Annotated in this window: 15 protein-coding genes; 10 read left to right on the top strand and 5 right to left on the bottom strand. The window is 70.7% G+C overall.

What is annotated here, in order from left to right:
- Positions 1-263: 263 nt before the first annotated feature.
- The 10 genes from AB0L65_RS24840 (at position 264) to AB0L65_RS24795 (ending at position 9,286) form a co-directional block, all read left to right on the top strand.
- Entirely contained in the window at positions 264-1,685 is a 1,422-nt protein-coding gene (locus AB0L65_RS24840; RefSeq protein WP_364249225.1) for a sugar ABC transporter substrate-binding protein, read from the top strand.
- Positions 1,682-2,581 (top strand): sugar ABC transporter permease, encoded by a 900-nt coding sequence (locus AB0L65_RS24835; RefSeq protein WP_350727704.1) that lies wholly within the window; start codon positions 1,682-1,684, stop codon positions 2,579-2,581. The genes AB0L65_RS24840 and AB0L65_RS24835 overlap by 4 nt, the downstream gene beginning before the upstream one ends.
- An 8-nt stretch (positions 2,582-2,589) precedes the next feature.
- On the top strand, positions 2,590-3,498 hold the full coding sequence (locus AB0L65_RS24830; protein ID WP_364249223.1) for a carbohydrate ABC transporter permease: 909 nt from the start codon (positions 2,590-2,592) through the stop codon (positions 3,496-3,498).
- A gap of 3 nt (positions 3,499-3,501) precedes the next feature.
- Positions 3,502-4,476: an aldo/keto reductase gene (locus tag AB0L65_RS24825; RefSeq protein ID WP_350727702.1), complete on the top strand. Its 975-nt coding sequence runs from the start codon at positions 3,502-3,504 to the stop codon at positions 4,474-4,476.
- Between the two features lie 82 nt (positions 4,477-4,558).
- Entirely contained in the window at positions 4,559-4,993 is a 435-nt protein-coding gene (locus tag AB0L65_RS24820) for a hypothetical protein (protein WP_364249221.1), read from the top strand.
- 66 nt (positions 4,994-5,059) lie between these two features.
- Positions 5,060-6,109: an aldo/keto reductase gene (locus AB0L65_RS24815; RefSeq protein WP_364249219.1), complete on the top strand. Its 1,050-nt coding sequence runs from the start codon at positions 5,060-5,062 to the stop codon at positions 6,107-6,109.
- A 48-nt stretch (positions 6,110-6,157) separates the two neighbouring features.
- On the top strand, positions 6,158-7,354 hold the full coding sequence (locus AB0L65_RS24810; RefSeq protein ID WP_364249217.1) for a histidine kinase: 1,197 nt from the start codon (positions 6,158-6,160) through the stop codon (positions 7,352-7,354).
- A 61-nt stretch (positions 7,355-7,415) separates the two neighbouring features.
- Positions 7,416-8,108, top strand: a complete 693-nt coding sequence (locus AB0L65_RS24805; RefSeq protein ID WP_364249215.1) for a response regulator transcription factor — start codon at positions 7,416-7,418, stop codon at positions 8,106-8,108.
- 42 nt (positions 8,109-8,150) lie between these two features.
- Positions 8,151-8,864 carry an FkbM family methyltransferase gene (locus AB0L65_RS24800; RefSeq protein WP_364249213.1) on the top strand — a complete coding sequence of 238 codons (714 nt, stop codon included), beginning with the start codon at positions 8,151-8,153 and terminating at the stop codon, positions 8,862-8,864.
- Between the two features lie 173 nt (positions 8,865-9,037).
- Positions 9,038-9,286: a hypothetical protein gene (locus AB0L65_RS24795; RefSeq protein ID WP_355195657.1), complete on the top strand. Its 249-nt coding sequence runs from the start codon at positions 9,038-9,040 to the stop codon at positions 9,284-9,286.
- Here the strand turns inward: AB0L65_RS24795 and AB0L65_RS24790 are convergent.
- The 5 genes from AB0L65_RS24790 to AB0L65_RS24770 are packed head-to-tail and all read right to left on the bottom strand — an operon-like array spanning position 9,259 to position 17,027.
- Positions 9,259-10,578 (bottom strand): hypothetical protein, encoded by a 1,320-nt coding sequence (locus tag AB0L65_RS24790; RefSeq protein WP_364249211.1) that lies wholly within the window; start codon positions 10,576-10,578, stop codon positions 9,259-9,261. The two genes, AB0L65_RS24795 and AB0L65_RS24790, sit on opposite strands and share 28 nt — an antisense overlap.
- Before the next feature lie 47 nt (positions 10,579-10,625).
- Positions 10,626-14,006: a hypothetical protein gene (locus tag AB0L65_RS24785; RefSeq protein ID WP_364249209.1), complete on the bottom strand. Its 3,381-nt coding sequence runs from the start codon at positions 14,004-14,006 to the stop codon at positions 10,626-10,628.
- The gene (locus AB0L65_RS24780; protein ID WP_364249207.1) at positions 14,003-14,815 is read right to left on the bottom strand and encodes a carbohydrate ABC transporter permease; all 813 of its coding nucleotides are present in this window, start codon (positions 14,813-14,815) and stop codon (positions 14,003-14,005) included. Before AB0L65_RS24780 ends, AB0L65_RS24785 begins: the two co-directional genes overlap by 4 nt.
- A complete protein-coding gene (locus AB0L65_RS24775) occupies positions 14,812-15,723 on the bottom strand; it encodes a sugar ABC transporter permease (protein ID WP_192792926.1) in 912 nt (303 codons plus the stop codon). The genes AB0L65_RS24780 and AB0L65_RS24775 overlap by 4 nt, the downstream gene beginning before the upstream one ends.
- Positions 15,720-17,027 (bottom strand): extracellular solute-binding protein, encoded by a 1,308-nt coding sequence (locus tag AB0L65_RS24770; RefSeq protein ID WP_364249205.1) that lies wholly within the window; start codon positions 17,025-17,027, stop codon positions 15,720-15,722. The genes AB0L65_RS24775 and AB0L65_RS24770 overlap by 4 nt, the downstream gene beginning before the upstream one ends.
- Positions 17,028-17,080 lie beyond the last annotated feature (53 nt).

The raw sequence follows: 17,080 nt of genomic DNA, 5'->3' as shown, positions 1-17,080 counted from the left end.
CCAGGGAAAGGAAGAGATAGGAGGAGTCGATCGCGGCTCACCAGCCGTCCCCACACCTGGCACGGCCGCCGGTCAAGGCGTCCGGATCTCCTCACAGTGCGCTAGAGCCTAGGTTGCAAGCGCTTTCAATTCAATTCTTGACGAAGTTAATTACCGGGTCTACGGTACGGCCATGCCTCACGGACTGCCACAGGTCCAGCTCATCAACGCGCTGATACATCCGACCTCTATCGAGCTCTTCCTTTGAGAGGCCCACCATGGAGATGAACCGTCGCCAGATGCTGGCCCTGGCGGTGGCGGCCGCGACGGCGCCCGTGCTGTCCGCCTGCGCGGACACCAGGCAGCAGAAGCAGGCCGCGGCTCCGGTCAAGTCCGGTGCGCAGCTGATCGACCCCAACCGGCCGGGCAGCGACGCCTGGCCGTTCGAGGCGGCCGAGCAGCTCAACAACTCGCTGACATGGCCGAAGACGGACGTGGCCGACCCGGCGTCCAAGGTGACGATCACAGTGGCGATGACCACGGACGCGGTCACCGAGGTGCGCAACGCCCAGTTCGACTTCTTCTTCAAGAAGCGCCACCCGAACATCGAGATCAAGCGCGAGTCGTCGCCCTTCGACCAGTTCCTGACGAAGTACATGACGCAGGCCGCCGGCGGCACGCTGCCCGACGTGCTCTACAACCACTACTCCTGGACGCAGAACCTCATCTCCAACCAGGTGCTGCATCCGGTGGACGAGTACATCGCCAAGACGCCCGAGTTCGACATGGACGACATCCCGCAGAGCGGGCTCGGCTACTTCAAGCGCGACGGCAAGCTGTACGGCCTGCCCACCGACATGGCGCCCAAGCTGCTCTTCTACAACAAGGACCTGTTCGACAAGGCCGGGATCGACCACCCGGACGAGAGCTGGACGTTCGACAAGCTCTTCGAGACGGCGAAGAAGATGACCAGCGGGTCGGGCGCGGAGAAGATCTACGGCTTCTCCCCCATGCCGACCCCGGGTCCCGACCTCGGCGCCGTCTTCCTGATGCCGTTCGGCGGGCGCTTCCTCGACGCCGCCGAGTCGAAGGTGATGATCAACGAGCCCAAGGCCAGGGAGGCCATGGGTCGCTGGCTGGACCTGCTGGTCAAGGACAAGGCGGTGCCCAGCCTGGCCGAGCTGCAGCTGCTGGAGAAGGTCGACCCGTTCAAGACCGGGCACGCGGCCATGCTCATCAACGGCGCCTGGCTGATGCTGGAGCTGTCCAAGCAGACGGCGTTCAAGTGGGGCGCCACGCACATCCCCAAGGGCCCGGCCGGCCGCTTCACCCCGGCCGTGGGCAGCGCGCTGGTGATGACGGCCTCCTCGCAGAACAAGGACGCCGCCTGGATCTACATGCACGAGTTCCTGTCGTCCTCCGGCTACAAGTTCCGCCAGATCACCGCGCCCGCCCGGCAGTCCGCCTGGGACGCCAACGCCAAGGCGGTCGGCATCCCCGACGAGACGGCGAAGCTGGTCAAGGAGGTCCTGGCCGACTACGCCTCCGACGACGGCGTGCTGCGGCTGCCGGCCAACAAGAAGGTCGTCGACACGGCCAAGCCCATCTGGGAGCGCGCGATGCTGGGCAAGGTCAGCCTGGACGACGCGCTGAAGGAGATCGCCGACAAGGTCACGCCCGTACTGGCCGAGAACAAGATCGCATGACCGCCGTCAGCGCCCGCAGCACGCTGGCGCGCCGCGAGGCGCGGCGCTTCCACCTGTTCGTCTCGCCGTGGGTGATCGGGTTCGTGCTCTTCAGCGCGGGCCCGATCCTCGGCGCCGTCGTGCTGAGCTTCATGGACTGGAACCTGCTGAAGCCGCCGACGTGGGTGGGTCTCGCCAACTACGAGCGCATGCTCAACGACCCCGAGTTCTGGGAGTCGATCGAGAACACCGTGCAGTACGGCCTCGGCTCGGTGGCGCTCGGCGTGTCGTTCACGTTCCTGCTGGCGCTGCTGCTCAACCAGCCGCTGCGCTTCCAGGGGCTGTTCCGCACCGTGATGTACCTGCCGTCGGTGGTGTCGGGCCTGGCCACGGCGCTGCTGTGGCTGAACATCCTGCACCCCGACTACGGCCTGATCAACAAGGTGCTGGCGTCGGTCGGCATCGAGGGGCCGGGCTGGCTGGCCTCGCAGGAGTGGGCCATCCCCGGGCTCGTGCTGATGAGCGTGTGGGGCGCGGGCAACACGATCGTCATCTACCTGGCCGGGCTGCAGGGCATCCCGAAGACGCTCTACGAGGCCGCCGAGATCGACGGGGCGGGGTGGTGGCGCCGCTTCTGGAGCGTGACCGTGCCGATGATGTCGCCGGTCATCTTCTTCAACGTGGTGACCGGGTTCATCGCGGCGCTGCAGAGCTACGTGCTCATCCTGGTCATGACCGAGGGCGGGCCCGGCAACGCCACGATGGTGCTGGGGCTCTACATCTACCGGCACGCGTTCGTCTACTTCGACATGGGGTACGCGGCCACGCTGTCGTGGGCGATGTTCGTGCTGGTCATCGCCGTGACCGCGATCCAGTTCGGCCTGGCCAGGCGCTGGGTGCACTACGAGTTCAAGTGAGGTCGCCGATGCTCGTCGAGACCGCGGTGAAACCCGCGCGCTCCCCCCGCACGGGCGGCAAGCCCCTGAGCTCGGAGCAGGCCGAGCGCGTCAGACGGATCCGGCGCTCCGGCGCGTACATCCTGCTGGCCATCAGCTCGGCGGTGTTCCTGCTGCCGTTCCTGTGGATGGTGACGACCTCGCTCAAGTCGGACGCCGAGAACCTGGCCTTCCCGCCGCAGTGGCTGCCCGACTCCTTCAACTTCGACAACTACGCCAAGGGCTGGTCCGGGTCGCTGCCGTTCACCAGGTTCCTGATGAACACGATCGTGATCACCGCGCTGTCCATGGCGGGCAACCTCGTCTCGTGCATCCTGCCGGCGTACGCGTTCGCCCGGCTGCGGGCGCGGGCGGCGGGCTTCATGTTCGCGGCGCTGCTGGCGACCATGATGATCCCGCGCGAGATCACGCTGGTGCCGAAGTTCGTGATGTTCTCCAAGCTCGGCTGGGTCGACACGTATCTGCCGCTCGTCGTGCCGGAGTTCTTCGGCGTCGCGCTCTACATCTTCCTGCTGCGCCAGTTCTTCACCACGATCCCGCAGGAGCTCATCGACGCGGCCCGCATCGACGGGGCCTCGGAGCTGCGCATCCTGTGGAGCGTCATGCTGCCGCTGGCCAAGCCGGCCATCGCGGCGATCTGCCTGTTCTCCTTCGTGGGCAACTGGAACCAGTATCTGGAGAACTCCATCTACCTGCGCTCGATGGAGAAGATCACCCTCGCCCAGGGGCTCGGCATGTTCAACGGTCAGTATGTGACCCAGTACAACCAGATGATGGCCGTCGCGCTAGTGTCGATGCTGCCCATCCTCGTCATCTTTTTCCTGGCGCAGAAGACGTTCATCCGGGGCGTCACGCTCACCGGAATCGCAGGAAGGTAATCCTTGGACTACGAACGCCAGCCGTACAGAAGGTGCGGCCGCAGCGGTCTCCTCCTCCCCGCCGTGTCGCTCGGCCTGTGGCACAACTTCGGCGGGGGCAAATCCCTCGACAGCCAGCGCGCCATCTTCAACAAGGCGCTCGACCTCGGCATCACCCACTTCGACATCGCCGACCGTTACGGCCCGCCGTTCGGCGCCGCCGAGGCGACGTTCAACCGGCTCCTGCCGCGGTCGCTGCGTGACGAGGTGGTCGTCACGACCAAGGGCAGCAACCCCATGTGGGACGGCCCGTACGGCAAGGGCAACTCGCGCAAGCACCTGCTCGCCACGCTCGACCGCTCGCTGGCCCGGCTCGGCCTCGACTTCGTGGACATCTTCTACCTGCACCGCGACGACGAGGAGACGCCGCTGGAGGAGCAGGTCGCCACGCTGGACTACATGGTCCGCACGGGGCGCACTCTCTACGTGGGCGTGTCGAACTTCTCGCCCGAGCGCACGGCGCAGGCCGCCCGGCTGCTGCGCGAGCTGGGCACGCCGCTGCTGATCCACCAGCCGTCGTACTCGCTGCTCAACCGGAAGATCGAGCACGGCCTGCTGGGCGTACTGGAGCAGGAGGGCGTCGGCTGCGTGGTCTACTCGCCGCTGGCCCAGGGCCTGCTCACCGACCGCTACCTCGACGGCATCCCCGCCGACTCGCGGGCCGCCGAGGCGCGCTTCCTCACTCCCGACCGGGTGACGCCCGAGGTGCTGGCGTTCGTGCGGTCGCTGTCGGAGCTGGCCGCCTCCCGCGGGCAGACGGTGGCGCAGCTCTCCCTGGCCTGGGCGCTCAGGGACCCGCGCGTCACGTCGGTGCTGGTCGGCGCCTCCAGCCCCGAGCAGCTCGAGGCGAACGTGGCCGCCGTCGACCGGCTCGACTTCTCCGACGACGAGCTGGCCGCCATCGACCGCGCCGCCAAGGAGGCCGGTATCGAGGCGTAAGGAGTCGTCTCCCCCGTGAGAGTGAGGGCGCTCGCTCGTCACGGGGATCCGCCGCTGCCCGGGCGACCGGCACGATCGTGACATGATCACCTGGACCGGACGATGGGCCGTCTGGGCAGCGGCCTCCTGGACGCTGCTCTACGTCGCGTCCAAGATTCACTTCGCCCTCGCCGAGCGCATCGGCGTGACCGGCGGCCCGCGCGTGGCCCCGGAGACCTATCTGGAGTACGGGCCCGGCGAGGTCGCGCGGGCCCAGTGGGCCAACGCCGCCGCGGGCCTGCTCATGGCCGCCGTCGTGCTGGCCTCCCTCATTCCTTTCCGTCGGCCGCTGCCGCGCCGGACGCTGGCGGCGCTGCTGTGGTCGTGCGCGGCGATGGCCGCGGCGGGCGCGATCGGCATGACCGCCGGCGCCCTGTTCGCCGGGCGCGGCGGCGCTCTCTTCGGTGGCTACTGCGCGGTGTGGACCGTGCTGCTCTGCCTCGCCTCCCTCTCCTTCCACCGGCGCCGCCACTCATAATGAAACAGCTTTCCCGTTAGCGTGCTACCTTAAGGGGACGACAGACCCATTAAGGAGTGATTTTTCATGGAATATCGGCAGTTGGGGGCGTCCGGGCTCAAGGTCCCGGCATTGAGCTTCGGCGCCGGCACGTTCGCCGGGAAGGGCGAGCTGTTCAGCGCGTGGGGCGACACCGACGTGGCGCAGGCCCGGCGGCTGGTGGACATCTGCCTCGACGCGGGGGTGACGATGTTCGACACGGCCGACGTCTACTCCGACGGCGCGTCCGAGGAGGTGCTGGGCCAGGCGCTCAAGGGGCGGCGCGACCGGGCGCTCATCTCCACCAAGGCAGGGCTGCCCATGGGCGACGGCCCCGGTGACGCGGGGACCTCCCGGCACCGCCTGATCAAGGCGGTCGACGACGCGCTGCGCCGCCTCGGCACCGGCCACATCGACCTGTTCCAGCTGCACGCCTTCGACGCGGCGACCCCGGTGGAGGAGGTGCTGTCCACGCTCGACGACCTGGTCAGGGCAGGCAAGCTGCGCTACGTGGGCGTCTCGAACTTCTCCGGCTGGCAGCTCATGAAGTCGCTGGCGACCGCCGAGCGGTACGGCTACCCGCGCTACGTGGCGCACCAGGTCTACTACTCCCTGGTCGGGCGCGACTACGAGTGGGAGCTGATGCCGCTCGGCCGCGACCAGGGCGTCGGCGCGGTGGTGTGGAGCCCGCTCGGCTGGGGCCGCCTCACCGGCCGCGTCCGCCGCGGTCAGCCTCTTCCCGAGGGCAGCCGCCTGCACAGGACCGCCGCCTTCGGGCCGCCGGTGGCCGACGGGCTGCTGTACGCGGTGGTGGACGCCCTGGACGAGATCGCCGCGGAGACCGGCAGGTCGGTCCCCCAGGTCGCCCTGAACTGGCTGCTCCGGCGCCCGACCGTCTCCTCGGTCATCGTCGGCGCCCGCGACGAGTCGCAACTCCAGGAGAACCTGGGGGCGATCGGCTGGGAGCTGACGCCGGACCAGGTGGCCCGGCTGGACGCGGCGAGCGCGACCACGGCGGCGTACCCCTACTTCCCGTACCGGCGTCAGGAGGGTTTCGCCCGGCTCAACCCGCCGATCGCCGGCGGCGTGGAGTTCTGAGCGCCGCCGGCGATCGGCGGAAGGCGGGCACCCCATAAGGTGGGATTCATGGGGGTGCTGCGGGAGGCGTGGTACGTCCGAGTGCCTCCGGCGCCGGGTACAGGCCGGCCGATGCTCCGCCGCCTGACGTTCGCCGTGCTGGCCGCGGCGGTCCTGATCTTCAACCTGCTGTTCTACGCCGTGAGCGCCGGGTTCGGGGTGCTCTCCGTCCCGGCCGCGGTCCTGCTCGCCGGACCCGTGCTCATGGCGTGGCACCGGCCGCTGCCCGCCTGGTCGGCCATGGTGGTGGCCATGCCTCTGATCACCGGCCTCGGGCTGGCGCTGCACAGCTCGATCGTGCCGCAGCCGTGGCTGCTCAACCAGACGCTGGCCCAGCTCCCCGTCATGTACGTGCTGGCGCTGTCATCGGCCCGGCGCGTGACGATCATCGCCGTCGCCGTCACGCTCGCGGCCGGGGTCGCCATGAGCGTGCCGCAGGACATGGGGCCGGACCGCATGTCCAGAGGGCTGCTGGCCTGGACACTGGCCCTGCTGCTGGCCGTGGTCCTCGGCCAGGCGAGGCGCATGAGGCGGCTGGCCACCTTACGCGTCGCCGACGAGCTCGGGCGGCGCCGGATCCTCGAGGAACGGGCGCGGATCGCCAGGGAACTGCACGACGTGGTGGCCCACCACATGTCGGTGATCGCCGTACAGGCCGCCAGCGCGCCCTACCGGATCGCCGGAGGAGTGAGCGAGGAGGTCGCAGCGGAGTTCACGGCCATCAACGCGGCCGCCCGCGAGTCCCTGCGCGACATGCGGCACCTGCTCGGCGCGCTGCGGGGCTCCGACGACGGACCGGGGACCGCGCCGCAGCCCGGGCTGGAGGATCTCGGCGTACTGGCCGAATCGGTGCGCCGGGCGGGCGTGCCCGTCCAGCTCACCGTCTCCGGCTCCGCCCCGTCACTCTCTCCCGTGGAGTCCGTCACCGTCTACCGGATCGTCCAGGAGGCGCTGAGCAACGTCGTCCGGCACGCGCCCGGAGCCAGTACCACCGTGTCGGTCCGTGCCGAGATGGACGCGGTGTCGCTCGCCGTGGACAACGAGCCTCCTCGGCATGTGTCCGGCACGACGCAGCCGGGCTCGCGACTCGGGTTGATCGGGATGCGCGAGCGCGTGGCGGTGCTCGGCGGCGACCTCACGGCGGCGGCGACGGACGCGGGCGGCTTCACCGTACGGGCGCGGCTGCCGCGGCGGGCGGCCGGGTGAACCACGAGGTCGCCGCAGGGCGAGGACGAACGTTCCGCGACGTCGCCGAAGGAGGCGCTGGATGATCACGGTACTGGTCGCCGACGACCAGGCGATGATCAGGGCCGGGTTCGCGGCCCTGATCTCCGCGCAACCCGACCTGCAGGTGGTGGGAGAGGCCGGGGACGGCCTGGAGGCGGTGACGGCGGCGCGCGACCTGCGACCGGACGTCGTGCTCATGGACGTGCGCATGCCCCACCTCGACGGTCTGGAGGCCACCCGGCGCATCACCGGAGCGGGCGGCTCGAAGGTGCTCATCCTCACCACCTTCGATATCGACGACTACGTCTACGCCGCGCTGCGTGGCGGGGCCAGCGGCTTCCTGCTCAAGGACGCGCCGCCGGCCGACCTCATCACCGCCGTACGCGTGATCGCCGCCGGCGAGGCGCTGCTCGCGCCCTCCGTCACCCGCAGGCTCATCGAGGAGTTCGCGACCCGGCAGCCCATCGACGAGCGGGAGGCGCTGCGGCTGAACGCGCTGACCCCGCGCGAGCTGGACGTGCTCAGGCTGGTGGCGGCCGGGCTGGCCAACGCCGAGATCGCCGGAGAGCTGACGATCGCGGAGGAGACCGTGAAGTCACACGTCGGCCGGATCTTCACCAAACTGGGCCTGCGCGATCGGGCGCAGGCGGTGATGCTCGCCTACGAGAGCGGTCTGGTCGTACCCGGCAATCCCTCTCCAGCGGCACGCCGCGGCTCGCGACTGCGCTCCTGAGAGGGATCCGCCGCTCCCCACCCCGTCTCTACCGTCACCGGCATGAGGAGAGTGGAAGCCGTGGCCGCGATGCTGCGGGCGGGGGCGGCGGTGTCGCTCAGCGAGCCGGAACTGCGGGGCCTGGCCGAGTTCGTCCGGCCGGGCGCGGTCTGCTTCGACATCGGGGCTGCCTACGGGATGTACACCTACCCGCTGGCCAGGCTCGCCGGGCCGGCCGGGCAGGTGCACAGCTTCGAGCCGCTGCCGGTGCCGTACCGGATCCTGGAGGCCGGGCGGCGGGCGAGCGGGGCGCGCAACGTGCGGGTGACCAACGCCGCGCTGAGCTCGTCCACCGGATACCGGCGGCTGCGGCTGCCGTACCGGTTCGGCCTGCCCGTCCACGGCTGGGCGCACCTGGAGGAGGGGTTGAAGCATCCCGGCCCCTTCGCCGCCACCAGGACGCTCGAGGTCCCCGTGTACACCGTGGACCGCGTGTGCGAGCTGCGGGAGATCCCCCGCGTCGACTTCGTCAAGATGGACGTCGAGGGGTGCGAGACGGAGGTGCTGAGGGGCGCGGAATGGACCATCGAGCAGCACCGGCCCGCGCTGCTGCTGGAGATCGAGGACCGCCACCTCGGCAGGTACGGCAGGGACGCCGCCGAGGTGGCGGGCTCACTGATCGCGCGCGGGTACCGGATGCACGTCTGGCACCGGGGCCGCTGGAACCGGGTGGACCGGGTGAGCACGCACCGGCGCAACTACCTGTTCGCCCGCTGAGCCGCTTCGGGTCGCGCGCCGGGTGCGAGGCAGCCGGACGCCCGCTGAAAATTTCACCGCGGCGACGGGCGTTCGCGCTGGTCGCCGGAAGGGCGAGGGCGGCGCCGTTGCGGCGGCGGATCACCGCGTCGTGCAATTTACGGTGATCCGCCCTCTTCGAGATGGGAGACCTGGTGCGTCACCGACTCGCCGCCCTGTCACTGCTCGCCGCCACCGCCCTGGTGCCCGCCGTGGCCGTGGCCGCACCCGCGCACGCGGACCTGACCCTGCAGAAGGTCTACTCCAGTCTGCCCTACGACATCTGCATCTCCTTCGGCCAGTCCGGCCAGCAGAACGGCCGGTGGAGCACCTGGTGGTGCAGCACCACCCAGCCGCAGAACCCGCAATATCCCACCTACGACCTGTGGGCGTACGTGAACTGAGGCCGAGCGTCCAGCACCGTGCCGTTCCGGACCAGAGCCGGCGGCTCGGGGGACGAGGGGCGCAGCCAGGCCACCTCCACCCCCGTGCCGACCAGCTCGAAGACGTGGGCGTCCGGGCGCCCCGGCACCTCCACGCGGCGCACGTCCGTCGCGCCCGCCAGCCGCGACGACAGCTCGGCGAACGCGTCCGCGCCGGGATGCCGCACGGACATGGTGCCGCCCTCGAAGGCCATGAGCTGGAATTTGGAGAACATCAGCTGGAGGAGGTTGTACGGATCGGGCGGCGCCGGCATGTCGGGGCTGAGCTGCCAGCAGACGGTCAGCCGGAGGCCGCTCGACAGGGCCAGCATGTTCCTGATGAGGATGTCGTCGGCGTTGATCCGGTGCCGCTCGGCCTCGAGCTCCGGCGGGCAGCCGGTCATGAACATCTGGAGCGTGGGCGGCAGCTCCGCCATCCGGTCGTAGAGCCGTTTCATGGCGGCGCGCACCGGTTCGGTGGTGAGCCGCCCCTCGTGGAGGTCCTCGACGGTCAGGCGGTACCACGGCTGCATGCCCCCGGCCTCGATCACCTCCGCCAGGTGCTCGAACACCTCGGGGTACTGCGTCGGCAGCGGCCCGTTGTACTCGCCGGCCACGATCGGTTTGTCCCCCACGGCCGCGCGCACGTCCTCGATCGCGCGGGGGATCAGGTACGGGTCCCCGTACAGGTGGACGTCGAAGACGTCGTAGGCGTCCCGGCCCTCCTCGATGACCTGGAGGAAGAAGTCCCGTTCGTCGTCGGGCTCGTCCGAGGCGGAGAAGACGCCGGGCGGGCAGCCGCCCAGCACCACGGCGGCGTCCGGGTCGGCGCTCTTGACCGCCTGGTGGAAGGTGGCGAGGTGGGCCACGTAGTCGGCGGCCGTGCCGGCCCAGAACAGGGGGATGCAGGGCTCGTTCTCGCACTGCCAGTAGCGCACGCGGCCCCGGCAGTGCGTCACGAGGGCGCGCAGCGTGGCCGCGTAGGCGGCCGGGTCGAGCGGCGGCGAGGCGGGCAGCAGGTCGGTGGAGCGGGTCGAGCCCCACGGCGAGGCCGCGCCGAGCGTGAACCAGAGCTCGGTGTCGTCGTCGAACTGGTCGAGCACGGCGTCCACCGCCGACCAGTCGTGGCGGCCGGGCTCGGGTTCGAGCTGCGACCAGTAGAAGAACACACGCACCAGCCCCGCCCCCAGCTCCCTGGCCTGCGGGGCGAACGTGTCGGGCTTGTCGACGAGGCCGTACTGGAGGCCTCGTACCACTCCGAGTCGGATGTCCATGACCTCACGGTCCCCGGCCGTCCTGGCAAAAGGCTGGCAGAAGGCTGTCAGTCCGTGCGCAGGCGGACGGGGCCGAACAGGCCGGTGCTGCGCTGGCCGGGGAAGACGAAGTGGGTGGGGCTGACCTCGTCCATGAACGGGCCCAGGGTGCCGAGGACGAGGATCTCGATCGTGTTCTCGCCCTCGTCCAGCCCGACGTCGAAGGTGTAGGGGGAGCACACCCGGATCCCGCAGGGCCGGCCGTTGACGGTGACCTCGGCCGTGCCGCGCACCCTGCCGAGGTCGAGCGCGCCGGGCCCGGCGGCGGCGGTGATCGTGGTGCGGTAGCGGACGCCGCCGCTGTAGCCGGACAGGCCGCGTTCCTCCCAGTCGCCGAGCCGCATCCGGCCGGGTCCGCAGGTGAAGCGGACCGGGCCGGTGAGCGACCCGGTGACCTCCAGCTCCGTTCCGCGGATCCGTACGGGACCCGTCGCGTCCACCTCGATGCCGGTCACGCCGGGCGGCGGGTCCAGCAGGAGACGGCCGGGGCCGGGGTGCCCGCCCGGGACCTGCCCGCCCGGGACCGCGAACCCGGCGGGCAGCGCGCTCGCGCGCCCGTCGAGCCAGCCCGCCTCGGGCAGCGGATGCGGCCGGGGCCGCAGGTGGAGCGCGGCGGGGTCGCCCTGCTGGCGCCGCCGTACGCGGGGCCGCGACGGCCAGCCGGGACCGGAGACCGCGAGCCCGTCCACCAGCACCCAGCCGTCCGACTCCACGCTGATCGTGTTGCCGCCCGGCCGGAGCAGGCCGGACACGTCGTAGCGGCGCACCCGGGGGATGTCCGCCTCCTCGTACGGGTCGAACCCGCCCTGCCGGCCCGCTTCCGCCCCGTTCACCAGCACCCGGCAGTACGCGGTCGAGGCCACCTGCAGCAGCTCGTACGGCGGTGCGCCGACGTGCACGGTGGTCTCCATGGCCCCGCCGATCCACTCGGGCAGGACCGCGTCGCGGGGGTCGGCGACCAGGCAGGCGTACGCCCGCAGGTCGAGCTCCTCGTCGGGGACGAACCGCAGCTCCAGGAGATAGGTGCCGGGCGCGAGCGGCGCGCGCGAGACCGCCGCGTATCCGGAGTCGTCCAGCGGCACCTCCTCGCCGTCCAGCCAGGCGGTCTTGGCCGCGCCCGCCCCGATCGCCAGCCGGCCGCCCTCGGGCAGGTCGGCGGACACGGTGAGCAGGCTGCGGAAGCGGGCCTCCTCCCCCGCCCCGACCGTCCCGAACGCCAGGAACTCCACGGGCACGTGCCCCTTGGGGCCGAGGGTCTCCCGGTGGATCGGGTCCTTGCGCAGCCCGCGCGACGGCGACCACACCGACGGCGTCCACGGCCCGGTCCCGACCCGCTGCTCGCCCCGTGGCTCGAACGTGACGTGCACCGGCTCGCCGTCCGGCGTGCGCAGCGTCCAGCGTTCGACGACGGCGCGGCTGCCGAAGTCCGACCAGGTGTCGTCCAGCGTCGGCACGAGCTCGACGTCCCACTCCTCGCCCAGCTCCACCTCATGCGGGAAGCTCGGGCGCGGTTCCGGGGCGTGGGAGGTCCCGTCGAAGATCAGCAGCGCGGCGGGCCCGTCGTCGAAAGGCACGACGACCTCCAGCGCGTCCCCGTCCGTGGTGCACGGCAGCGCCCGGGGCTCCCCGCCGAACGGGCTCGCCAGCAGCGGCGTCCCGCAGACGCCGCGCACCTTCACCCGCATCTCGCGGGCGTACCGGGACGGGTCGAAGTCGATGGCGGCGTCCAGCCAGCCCAGCTCGACGCCGCGCTCCTCGGGCCGCCCCACGCCGATCCTGCTGGCCATGGGGAACGCGGCGGTCAGGAACACCAGCGTGGTCTCGCCGATCTCGCGTACCAGCGGCGGCACCGGCGCCTCGACCCGCCGTTCGAGCCCGGCCAGCGCCGCCCCGATCCCGTCGGCGCTCTCCACGGACACGGCCGGGAGCCCGTCGGGGACCGTCCCCACCGCGACCAGCAGCCCGCCGCCGGTGGCGAACTCCTTCAGCCGCGCGGCCACGTCCTCGTCGAGCACGGTCACGGCGGGCAGCACGACGGCCCGGTACGCCTCGGTGGAGACGGCCAGCCGCCCGTCGCGCACGTCCGCGCGCCGCACCGAGTCCTCGTCGATCACGTCGGCGTCGAGGCCGAGCCGGTCGAGCGCCCCCGGCACGGTCGCGAACCAGGCCATGTCGCCCACGAGCTCCCGGTAGACCTCCTGCGCCCGCGCGGCCTGCGCGCCGACGCCGTCCAGCCCGGTTCCGGCCTGCGACGTCGCGGTGGGCAGGAGCACCGCGACGTCGCAGGCGTGGCGGCCCAGGGACAGGGCCGCGCACAGGCGGGTCACCGCGTCCGCGAAGACCCGGTGGTGCCGCCAGTAGGGTTGGCGCCAGTCGGTGGACGGCGGCGCCCACTCCCACCAGCCGCGCCGGGTCGTGTAGTAGACGGCGTGCGGGTTGTAAAGGTTGGCACCGGCGCGCAACCAGGGCAGCAGCCAGTCGAAGGTCTCCTCCAGGGTGCCGCCCCAGCCGCTGGAGTGGAACGCCTCGATCCAGGTGCGCGGCCGGCCGTACAGGTGGGCGAGCGAGGAGTGCAGGCGCGCGTCGCCGTGGTGGTCGGAGCCGGGCGCGCCGAACCAGCGATGGGTACGCGCGTAGTCGGCGTAGAGCCGGACCCCGTCCACGGGATGCCCGGCGCGGGCCGGATCCTGCTGGTCGCAGCCGTTCAGCAGGCCGTGGCGCTCGTGCCAGGCGGCCAGCGGCCGGAAGAACGCCTCCTCGGCCAGCTCGGCCCGGGTCTGCTGGTAGGCGTGCCAGTCGGGCGCGTCGAGGGTGAAGGGCCGGCCGCGCCGGGCCGCGTACTCCTCGGCGAACGTCGCCGACCAGGTGGGCACGGTCGGCAGCTCGTCCTGGAACGACCCGGCGATCACCGTGCCGAACCAGTGGCCCACCCGCCGCTCGAACTCGCCGTGCACCCGGTCGAGCAGCACCGCGCACGCCTCGCGGGACAGGTAGTCGAAGCCGCGCGTCGAGACCGTCCCGTCGGGTGCCAGCCACTGCCCGGCGAACTCCGGGCGTTCCTGGACGAGACGGGCCTGCAGGTCGGCGCCGGAGAAGCCGAGCTGGTCGTAGAACCACAGGTACGCGCCCAGCTCGCAGGCGTCGGCGCAGACGCCGTCCAGCAGCTCCCACCACGCCTCGGACAGGAACGGCGGGTCGTCGGCGTCGGAGCCGAACAGCGGCCCCGACGGCGCCAGGTTGAGGATGACGAGGTTGCGCACTCCCCCGGCGACGAGCCGCTCCATCTGCCAGCGCAGCCGGTCGCGGCGCAGCGGCTCGCCGCTCCACCACCAGATGGCCGCCGGGGAGAACTCCCGTGGCGGCTCTCGGAGCACGTCGAAGACGGTCATCCCTTGAGCCCGCTGGAGAAGCCCTTGATGACGTAGCGCTGCAGCACCAGGAAGACCAGCACGATCGGCAGCGCCCCGAGGACGAGCCCGGCGAAGACCAGGCCGTGGTCGGAGACGTACTGGCCGACGAAGGCGAAGACGCTGACCGGGACCGTCTCGAACCCGGAGCCGCCCAGGTAGAGCAGCGGGGTGAAGAAGTCGTTCCAGATGAAGACGGCGTTGAGGATCAGCACGGTGCCGGTGATGGGCCGTAGCAGCGGGAAGACCACCCGGGTGAACGCCGTCAGGTGGGAGGCGCCGTCGATCTGGGCGGCGCTGGCGTACTCGCGGGGCAGCGCGCGGATGAAGCCGGTGTAGAGGAAGACCGTGAAGGGCAGCTGGATGCCGGTGTAGAAGAGGATCATCCCGGCGTGTGTGCCGATCAGCCCCAGATCGGTCACCAGCTCGTAGAGCGGGATCATCCCGAGCTGGAACGGCAGCACGATGCCCAGCAGGAAGAGGATGTACAGGCCGTAGCCGAGCCTGCTGTGCACGCGGGCCAGGAAGTAGGAGGCGAACGAGCCGAGCGCGATCAGCAGGACCAGGCTGGCCACGGTGATCACCGTGCTGTTGACCAGCGACGGGCCGAGCGCGGCGGCCGACCACGCCTTGCCGAAGTTGTCCAGCGTGGGCGGGTCGGGCAGCGCCAGCGGCGTCTGGGAGATCTGCGCCGGGTCCTTCAGCGACAGCGAGATCAGCGTGTAGACGGGGAACAGGAACGCCACCGCCACCGCGATCATCACGATCTCCAGCAGGAACGTCCTTCTCATGCGGACACCTCCCGGTTGCGCAGGTAGTAGACCTGGACGAGGGAGACGGCCGCCACGAACAGGGCGAGCACCAGCGCGATCGCGGTGCTGTAGCCGAACTTGCCGAACACGAACGCCTGCTTGTAGAGCACCGTGGACAGGGTCTCCGTGGCGTAGCCGGGGCCGCCGTTGGTGGCGGCGAAGATCTGGTCGAAGAGCTTCAGCCCGCCGATCGTGGAGAGCATGAGGTTGATCGTCACGGCGGGGGCCAGCAGCGGCCAGGTGACGTAGCGGAAGCGCTGGAAGGTGCCCGCCCCGTCGATCATGGCCGCCTCGTGCAGCTCCTTCGGCACGCCTTCGAGCCCGGCCAGGAAGATGACCATGGAGTATCCGGCGTACTGCCACACGACCATGCCGGCGATCGACCACAGCGCCACCGACGGGTCGCCCAGCCAGTCCACGCTCAGGCCGAGCAGCCCGTTCAGGCCCGCCGACGGGTCGGGGTTGTAGACGTACTTCCACAGGAAGGCCACCATGACCGGGCTGACGACCACGGGCGCGAAGAAGATCACCCGCAGCAGCGCCCGGCTCTTCAGCTTGGCGTTGACGCCCAGGGCCAGCAGCAGGCCGACCCCGTTCTGGACGGCCACGATGGCCACGGTGAGCAGCAGCGTGTTGCCGATCGAGCCCATGGCCTGCTCGTCGCCCAGGAGCGCACCGAAGTTGGCCAGGCCGACGAAGGACATGTCCTGGCCGATGCCGCTCCAGTCCGTGAAGGCGTACACCACGCCGGCCGCGGCCGGGTAGAGCACGACCAGCGCGTAGACGACGAGGGCGGGCGCGGCGAACAGCCAGGACGGCGAGTTGGCGCTGAAGCGCCGCCTGCGCCGAGAGACGGCCGAACGCCGCTGGACAGTCAGGGAAGTCACTTCTTGTACGCCTCGTCCATCTTCTTCAGTGCCTCGTCGATGGTCGACTTGCCGGCCAGCAGCTCCTGGATCACCGCGAAGTGCACCGGCTGCACCTCGGCGTTGGGCCAGCGCTGGTCCATGAACGGCACCGCCCGGTCCTTGGTGAACGGCAGGAACGACTGGACGGCCGGGTCGATGGTCGAGGAGGAGTCCTGGGTGAGCGGGATGGCGGCGATGGCCTTGGCCCAGGCGTTGATGCTCTCCTGCTTGCCGAGGAAGTCGATGAACGCCTTGGCCTCCTCGACGTGCTGGCCCTTGGCGCTGGCGCCGAGGCCGACGACCACGCCGGCGGGGATCCACACCTGGTTGGCGTCGTCCGCGCCCGGCACGGGGAACATCGACAGGTCGTCGGGCGAGGAGGCCGCCTTGCGGAAGTCGGGCAGCACGGCCGACACCTGGATCGCCATGCCGGCCTTGCCGGTGGCCACCATGGAGATCTGCTGCTCGAACGTGGTGCCGTTCGGCTTGTCGTTGAAGAAGCCGCGCTTCTGCAGCTCCAGGTACATCTCCATGGCCTGGCGCCAGCCCGACTGGGCGAAGGAGGTCTGCCCGGCGAGCTGCTTGTCGTCGAACGTCGGGTCCTTGGCGTAGACGGTGGAGGGCACCAGCGCGTACGTGATGAGCTGGGTGACCCACGGCGTCTGCGCGCCCAGCGCGATCGGCGTGATGCCGGCCTTCTTCAGCTTGTCGCAGACCGCGAGGAACTCCGTCCACGTGGTGGGCGGCGCTTCCACGCCGGCCTTCTCGAACGCCTTCTTGTTGTAGACGGCGCCGATGACCGACGAGCCGGCGGAGTAGATGTAGGTCTTGCCGTCGAGCTGGAAGGCGGGCTTGAACCCGGCGGGGATCGTCTGCGTCCACGGCTGGGCGGACAGGTCGGCCAGCAGCCCGGCCTTGGCGATCTGGGTCATGGACATGGCGCTGCCGTTGCCCGGGTAGACCACGTGCAGGTCGGGGGCGTTACCCGCGCCGAGCTGGGTGCGGACCGAGGTCTGCACCTGGTCGGTGGGGGCGAAGGAGGCGGTGAGCCGCACCTCCGGCTTCACCTTCTGGTAGGCGGCCAGCAGCGCGTCCATCGGCGCCTTCTGGTCGGCCACGCCGAGGAACTTCAGGTCGACCCCGGCGGCGGCGGTCCCGCCGCCCGTGGTGGCCGTGGTCTCGGGCTTGGTCGAGCAGGCGGTGGCGGCCGCGGCCACGGCGAGGCCACCCATCATGCGGAAGAACTGGACCCGGCTCAGTCGGGCATCACGCAGATCGGTCATGTCATGTCTCCTCGCCCGGCGCTGGGGGGGGCCGATACGAACGTTTTAATGAC

Origin of the sequence: Nonomuraea sp. NPDC052116, assembly GCF_040680035.1 — a bacterium.
Taxonomy (GTDB): domain Bacteria; phylum Actinomycetota; class Actinomycetes; order Streptosporangiales; family Streptosporangiaceae; genus Nonomuraea; species Nonomuraea angiospora_A.
The sequence above is the reverse complement of the archived record's forward strand: the minus strand, read 5'-3'. Positions and strand labels throughout refer to the sequence as shown.